This is a genomic window from Bradyrhizobium sp. CCH5-F6 (assembly GCF_001556045.1).
Taxonomy (GTDB): domain Bacteria; phylum Pseudomonadota; class Alphaproteobacteria; order Rhizobiales; family Xanthobacteraceae; genus Bradyrhizobium.
On the sequence record NZ_LSIC01000221.1, the window covers coordinates 1 to 6,053 of the forward strand.

The 6,053-nt window shown below is 63.1% G+C and carries 10 protein-coding genes and 1 pseudogene; 3 read left to right on the top strand and 8 right to left on the bottom strand.

The genetic code is table 11. The annotated features are described in order from the left end of the window. Positions 1-51: 51 nt before the first annotated feature. From AX729_RS38165 to AX729_RS38175, 5 genes and pseudogenes are all read right to left on the bottom strand, one after another. The gene (locus AX729_RS38165) at positions 52-471 is read right to left on the bottom strand and encodes a hypothetical protein (RefSeq protein WP_061030159.1); all 420 of its coding nucleotides are present in this window, start codon (positions 469-471) and stop codon (positions 52-54) included. Positions 472-574: 103 nt separating this feature from the next. Beyond that, a complete protein-coding gene (locus tag AX729_RS38170) occupies positions 575-1,576 on the bottom strand; it encodes an NAD(P)H-dependent flavin oxidoreductase (protein ID WP_061030161.1) in 1,002 nt (333 codons plus the stop codon). Between the two features lie 65 nt (positions 1,577-1,641). Continuing rightward, positions 1,642-1,737 (bottom strand): annotated as a pseudogene (locus AX729_RS40305) (short-chain dehydrogenase); the annotation flags it as partial. An 89-nt stretch (positions 1,738-1,826) separates the two neighbouring features. Beyond that, the gene (locus AX729_RS40890) at positions 1,827-1,985 is read right to left on the bottom strand and encodes a hypothetical protein (RefSeq protein ID WP_197433766.1); all 159 of its coding nucleotides are present in this window, start codon (positions 1,983-1,985) and stop codon (positions 1,827-1,829) included. Between the two features lie 15 nt (positions 1,986-2,000). After that, positions 2,001-2,375 (bottom strand): PRC-barrel domain-containing protein, encoded by a 375-nt coding sequence (locus AX729_RS38175; RefSeq protein WP_061030163.1) that lies wholly within the window; start codon positions 2,373-2,375, stop codon positions 2,001-2,003. 415 nt (positions 2,376-2,790) lie between these two features. Between AX729_RS38175 and AX729_RS38180 the strand changes: the two genes are divergently transcribed. After that, the gene (locus tag AX729_RS38180) at positions 2,791-3,039 is read left to right on the top strand and encodes a hypothetical protein (RefSeq protein ID WP_061030165.1); all 249 of its coding nucleotides are present in this window, start codon (positions 2,791-2,793) and stop codon (positions 3,037-3,039) included. Positions 3,040-3,287: 248 nt separating this feature from the next. Here the strand turns inward: AX729_RS38180 and AX729_RS38185 are convergent, their stop codons facing one another. The 3 genes from AX729_RS38185 to AX729_RS38195 form a co-directional block, all read right to left on the bottom strand. After that, positions 3,288-3,491 (bottom strand): hypothetical protein, encoded by a 204-nt coding sequence (locus AX729_RS38185; protein ID WP_061030167.1) that lies wholly within the window; start codon positions 3,489-3,491, stop codon positions 3,288-3,290. Positions 3,492-3,556: 65 nt separating this feature from the next. Next, positions 3,557-3,781, bottom strand: a complete 225-nt coding sequence (locus AX729_RS38190) for a hypothetical protein (RefSeq protein WP_061030169.1) — start codon at positions 3,779-3,781, stop codon at positions 3,557-3,559. Beyond that, entirely contained in the window at positions 3,778-3,975 is a 198-nt protein-coding gene (locus AX729_RS38195) for a hypothetical protein (protein WP_061030171.1), read from the bottom strand. The genes AX729_RS38190 and AX729_RS38195 overlap by 4 nt, the downstream gene beginning before the upstream one ends. 94 nt (positions 3,976-4,069) lie before the next feature. Between AX729_RS38195 and AX729_RS38200 the strand changes: the two genes are divergently transcribed. Beyond that, positions 4,070-4,582 (top strand): DUF4142 domain-containing protein, encoded by a 513-nt coding sequence (locus tag AX729_RS38200; RefSeq protein ID WP_061030172.1) that lies wholly within the window; start codon positions 4,070-4,072, stop codon positions 4,580-4,582. A 341-nt stretch (positions 4,583-4,923) separates the two neighbouring features. Further along, positions 4,924-6,053, top strand: a 1,130-nt coding sequence (locus AX729_RS38205; RefSeq protein ID WP_156457451.1) for a HAMP domain-containing protein, incomplete at its 3' end; no start/stop codon positions are given.

The following is a 6,053-nucleotide window of genomic DNA, read 5'->3' on the forward strand; positions in this document are numbered from 1 at the left end:
TTAAAAAACAACCTAAAGCGCGATGACGATTCATCCTAATCGCATCGCGCTTTAGCGCTTCCAGTTACAGATGCCGCCGGAGCGGCAGGGCCAGGTCTGGATGCGCGTGTCCATCGCCTGGGCATCGAGCGGATTGCCGTGGCGATGTGACAGCCTGGTGCGCGCTGCGCCACGCGGCTGGGTGCTCTTCGTGTGCGCGGCCTTCGGCTCGGCCACACGGACGCGGGCAGCGGTCACCTTCTTCGGCACGTCGACGGGCTCGGCGCGCGCCTGCGCCTCGTTGCCGCCGCGCGCTTCGAGTGCGACCGGTGCGAACTGCGTCTCCGGCCCGAGACGTTTCGGCGAGAGCACGGCCTTGGAGAGATCGAGGCCGAGATACTCGCCGGGCTTGTAGTCGTCAGCGCGCGCAATGCCGGCCCCCGCGATCACGAGGGCAAAGGCAACTGCGAAGGGAACGCTTTTCAGGACCACGGACGCCTCCTGAAATGATTAAAGGGCAATTTATCCCTATTTAGGAGGCGCCGCGCGCAATTCCAGCGGTCAAATGCCGCCGTGGTTAAGAAGTTTGACGGTGTCAGGCGACCTTTCGCGTCGCTCCCGTTCCGTCCAGCAAACCGATCAGACGGTTGCGGATGATGGTCTCAGCCTCCGCCATGATGCGATCGATCAGCTCCTTGCAGGACGGGATGTCGTGGATCAGGCCGGCGACCATGCCGCAGCTCCAGGCGCCGGCGTCCATCTGACCTTCCAGCATGATCCTGGGATAGACGCCCGCGACCTGGTCGTGGATGTCGTCGATCGTGAGCTTGGCGCCCTTCTCGCGCTCGATCTCGAGCAGACGATCGACATTGGCATTCTTCAGGACGCGCTCGGTGTTGCGCAAGCTCCGCATGATCAGGCGGGTGTCGAGCTCGGTGGCCGCGACGAGCGCATTCTTCACGTTCTGATGCACCGGCGCCTCCTTGGTGGCGATGAAGCGCGTGCCCATGTTCATGCCCGCCGCGCCCAGCGACAGCGCCGCGACCAGGCTGCGCCCGTCGGCCATTCCACCAGAGGCGACGAACGGGATCTTCAACTCTTCCGCCGCGCGCGGCAGCAGGATCATGTTGGGAATGTCGTCCTCGCCGGGATGTCCGCCACACTCGAAACCGTCGACGCTGACGGCGTCGCAGCCGATGCGCTCCGCCTTCAGCGAGTGGCGAACCGAGGTGCATTTGTGGATGACCTTGATGCCGGCCGCCTTCAGGGCCGGCATGTAGGCTTCCGGACTGCGACCCGCGGTCTCCACCGCCTTGATGCCACCTTCGACGATGGCGGCAATGTATTCGGGATAAGGCGGCGCCGAGAAGGTCGGCAGGAAGGTGAGGTTCACACCGAACGGCTTGTCGGTCATGTCACGGCAGCGCGCGATCTCCTTCGCGAGCAATTCCGGCGTCTTCTGCGTGAGACCGGTGATGATGCCGAGCCCGCCGGCATTGGAGACGGCGGCGGCCAGCTCGGCAAAGCCGACGAAATGCATGCCGCCCTGAATGATGGGGTGCTCGATGCCGAACAGCTCGGTGATCGCGGTCTTCACTTGGTTCTCCTCCCGGAAATTTGCCTAGTCTTGGGGATCAGTCTAGCCACAGTTGCGTGCCGCAGTCACCATTTCTCTCGGCAGGGACGGATCTCCATCTCGAAGGTCCAGGCGCTCTTCGGCTGCTGGTAAAGCTGCCAAAAGGCATTGGCGACCGACGACCGAACTTGGCGCTCGGAGGCGAACGCGTTGCATAAAAAAAGCGCGGCATCTGCGCCGCGCTTTAATGTTCACAGGAAGGCTCAGTCCCTCAATGCGTGTTGGTCTCGTGCCATTTCTCGAGATCAGGCTTGGCCTTGCCCGATCCCTGCTCTTTCTCCGGATTGCCCTTCCAGGGCTTGTCCGTCTGTCTGTGCGAGCCCCAATCGCTCTCAATCCGGGGATCGTCGGTAGGCCGCTCCTGGCTCATTGCATCGTCCTTTCACTAGGCGAAGGGGACGCCGTAATGGGCGTTGATGCCGCGTACGGCAGCGTCGTCGCCCCAGTTCCACTCGGTCTTCTCGCCGTATTTCGGAGCGCCTTCCAGATCCTTCGCGGTGATTGCGGTCACATAGCCGCCAAGCTCGGTGTCGTACTTCAGCGACTGCCAGGGCAACGGATAGTGATCGTTGCCGAGGCCGAGAAACCCGCCGAAGCCGAGCACTGCGTAGGAGACCTTGCCACTGATCTTGTCGATCATCACGCGCTCGATCGAGCCGATCTTGTTCCGATCGGCCCCATAGACCGATGTTCCCTCCACCTTGTCGCTTCCGATCAGCCGGCCCATTTCGTTCCGGTCCAGTTCGCCCTGGTTCAGCATCGTCGTTCTCCACTCAGGTATTCGTGAATCAACTGCAAAGGGCAAGCGATCGTTCCGGCGCGCGGCCGAGGAAGCCGCATGAGCAGGCGCAGCACGACGGCAAGGATTTCAGCTCGGACTAATTCTTACCAGGTCAGCGCCCATGAGGACGCCGTCTCGCTGTTCGACCGCGACGCCAACAGACTCGGTGGTACGAGTACGCCGTTCGCTTCGTGCTTGGCGGTTGCGCGACGCTGCTCGCCGGAGTCATCGGCTCCCATTACTGCTTCCGTCGGGGACGGCCATCGGCGAAATACAACGTCCTGACACTATTGCATTCTCACTTCCAACCTGGCGATCCGGTCGACTCCGGCGGAACTCTCGCCCGGTCGGTTGGTTGAGTAAACTACTCAACCTGCTCAATTGCGTAACCGCCATGAACGACCTTCGCGCCGAGCGCTTACAGGTCATGCTCTCTCCGGAAGAGTTGGCCGCCATCGATGATTTCCGGTTCAAGCACCGGATGCCGACACGAGCGGCAGCGGTTCGCGAACTCCTCAGGTTCGGACTGACCGCCGTGGGCGTCGATGCCACCGCCGGCGTGAAGTCGAGCAGCTTCGGCGTCTTGGGCCGAGAATCCGACGGACATGCTCAGGGGGATCCAGAGAGCGGCACCGGCCGCTGACGCAAGGAAGTCTCGTCCATCACGTGCATAAGCAAAACGGCCCCGGCACGGTGGGTGCCGGGGCCGCCCTTGGAGATTGCTTCCGGCGCACCGGGGGCATGACAACCGGAAGCAATCCGTCGACTCTTCCCGCAGGAATTCGTTCCTCGTGAGAACCAAAGCGCGATGCGATGACCCTCGTCGCGCCTCAGGGTGTTGTTGAAGCATGGTCTTCTCGGAGAACCGCTGCGCAGTCTCCGGATCATGCCTTAGCCCGTCGCGTCGCTGGAGCCGTCCGGCATCGCGCCGGAGCCTGGCGTCTTGCTGTTGTCGCTCAGCTTGGGATCGCGCGTCGCTTCACGCGAGGGCGAGCCCTTCTTGTCCGTCGTGTGCACGGACTGTGCACGCTCCTTGTCGCGCGGCTGGTCTTCAGCGCGCATGTCCTTGACGATACCTTGGTCGGAATGGGCCATGATGGATTCTCGCTCTCTTGATGTCTGGAGCGCTTACGCATCGCGGCGCCGAATGTTCCCGAGGCCTAACTGCGCGCCGCGTGGACAGAGGCCGACGTGCTTTCAAGATGCACCTGTCGCACCGTCGTCACCGTCGCGAACGCGACCGAAGCGCCAAAGGCGAGAATGAGGGAAAGAAGAGCCAGACGTGGAGCCATCGCCAAAATCTCCTTCTGAAAACCGGAATAGCCGTGATCGACGCTTCCCGGATGATCCAAGATCGGTTGCTCGCCGTCCGTGAGCGGTCTCACACGTCCCGCTTCCGAGCGGCCGCGTGGGCCGCAACGGGCGGGATTTCGCCGTCGAGCCAATCCTGCTCGTTGGCGAGCGCTGTCCAGGCGTCGGCCATGCGCGAATAGCGCTTATGGGCGGGTCGTCCCTCGGCTCGCTCCGCGAGCTGAAGACAGTTGTCGGCGTTATCCCTGAAGATGTCGGACTGTTTCATGCAGTAGACGTGGGGGCGGAACTCTCCCGTCGCAACCCGCTTACCGGATCGTAATATTCTGGGAACTTCACAGATCGACCTTCATTGAATATCGATGCGAGTTCTTGCCGCGATCATCCTGGCATCATTCATCGGCACGGGGGCGCTTGCCGACAGTCGCGGCGAGAGAGCGCCCGGCGAGCGGCCACCGACAGCGACCGAGGTCATCAGCGGCGTCTACGATTTCAGCCGGTTTCAACAGAGTCTTCTCGAGAACACCGACCTCAAGGGCAATGCGGAGGTCAAGAACCTCGCCGCCCTCCGCGCCGAGGAAGCGGCCAAGCGCGACAAGAGTCTGAAAGAGGTCCAGGAAGCAATCGGCGCGGAACTGCGCGTCGGCAAGCCGTCCTCGACCGCAAGCCTCGTCGAGCCCGAAATGTCGGATGGGCCGGCCTACGTCAGAAGCTTCTATGCCGCGCAAATCCCCGAATACGAAGCGATCATCAGCCTGCTCGAACGCTATCTGAAGGGGCCCGACAACGCCGCCCTCGCGGCGTTCGCGCGCGAGCAGCTCCCGATGCTGCGCGCGCAGGTCAGGGACGCCGAGCGCACCATGGCGGACAAATAGCCGCCTCTGCTTGTCGATACTTTTCGTTTGGATCGTGTTGTGGCTCTGCGGCCGGACGGTGCGGTCGCTCTGCGGCATTTTGTCGAGGCCCGCATCGCTCTGCGCACCGTTCCGAAGGACCGACGCTGCGGACGAGCCACAAGCGGCGGCAACCCGATGCATTTATTCCTGAATCGCAGGGAACCAACTCGGCTGATCGTCGTTGATTGAACCGGGCTGAGCAAAGCAGGTTCCATTTCGATGCGCCGCACCTTGGCGCTTGATTTCGAATTTCGCTGACGCTCTATCTTGACCAAACGCGTCACGCCTTGGATTCGGCCGACGCCTTCGGGGGAATCAGAATGAGCGACCTCGATCCCGGAACTGCATCACGCTCCGGTCGTCGTGTCCCAAAGCCAAAATCCAACGGCATGTCGGACCAGGATTCCCGCCCGGAATTGCTGCTGGCCCTGCAAGCGATGCGCAGCGGCGACTTCTCGGTGCGGATGAGCGGCGACTATCTCGGCATCGACGGCAAGATCGCCGACACTTTCAACGAGATCATCGCAGCCAACCAGCGCATGGCGCAGCAGCTCGAGCTGGTTGGCCAAGTGGTGGGACGCGAGGGCAAGACCCGCCAGCGCGTGAAGTTCGGCCTCGCCTCGGGCTCGTGGGCCGACATGGAAGGGTCCGTCAACACGCTGATCGACGATCTCCTGTGGCCGACCCGCGAGGTGACCCGCGCGGTCGCGGCGGTGGCGCAAGGCGATCTGCTCCAGACCGTCAAGCTCGACGTCGACGGCCGGCCGCTGCGGGGCGAGTTCCTGCAATCGGCCAACATCGTCAACACGATGATCAAGCAGCTCGGCGTGTTCACCTCCGAGGTGACGCGCGTCGCGCGCGAAGTCGGCACCGAGGGCAAGCTCGGCGGCCAGGCCCAGGTGCCCGAGGTGACCGGCGTCTGGAAGGACCTGACCGAGAGCGTCAACTCGATGGCGAACAACCTGACCAACCAGGTTCGCAACATCGCCGAGGTGACGATCGCGGTCGCCAATGGCGACTTGTCGAAGAAGATCACGGTCGACGTCCGCGGCGAGATCCTTCAGCTCAAGGAAGCCATCAACACGATGGTGGACCAGCTCCGCTCCTTCGCTTCCGAAGTGACGCGCGTCGCGCGCGAGGTCGGCACCGACGGCAAGCTCGGCGGCCAGGCGATCGTGCCCGGCGTCGCCGGCACCTGGAAGGACCTCACCGACAGCGTCAACGCGATGTGCGGCAACCTGACCGCACAGGTGCGCAACATCGCCAATGTCACCACCGCCGTGGCGCGCGGCGACCTGTCGCGCAAGATCACGGTGGACGTCCGCGGCGAGATCCTGGAGCTGAAAGACACCATCAACACCATGGTGGACCAGCTCAACTCGTTCGCCTCGGAAGTGACGCGCGTCGCGCGCGAGGTCGGCACCGAAGGCAAGCTCGGCGGCCAGGCCCA

Excerpts from the sequence above, each read along its gene's own strand:
- AX729_RS40890 (WP_197433766.1), bottom strand. The coding sequence starts at position 1,985 with ATGAGCCAGGAGCGGCCTACCGACGATCCCCGGATTGAGAGCGATTGG.
- AX729_RS38175 (WP_061030163.1), bottom strand. The coding sequence starts at position 2,375 with ATGCTGAACCAGGGCGAACTGGACCGGAACGAAATGGGCCGGCTGATC.
- AX729_RS38180 (WP_061030165.1), top strand. The coding sequence starts at position 2,791 with ATGAACGACCTTCGCGCCGAGCGCTTACAGGTCATGCTCTCTCCGGAA.
- AX729_RS38185 (WP_061030167.1), bottom strand. The coding sequence starts at position 3,491 with ATGGCCCATTCCGACCAAGGTATCGTCAAGGACATGCGCGCTGAAGAC.
- AX729_RS38195 (WP_061030171.1), bottom strand. The coding sequence starts at position 3,975 with ATGAAACAGTCCGACATCTTCAGGGATAACGCCGACAACTGTCTTCAG.
- AX729_RS38200 (WP_061030172.1), top strand. The coding sequence starts at position 4,070 with ATGCGAGTTCTTGCCGCGATCATCCTGGCATCATTCATCGGCACGGGG.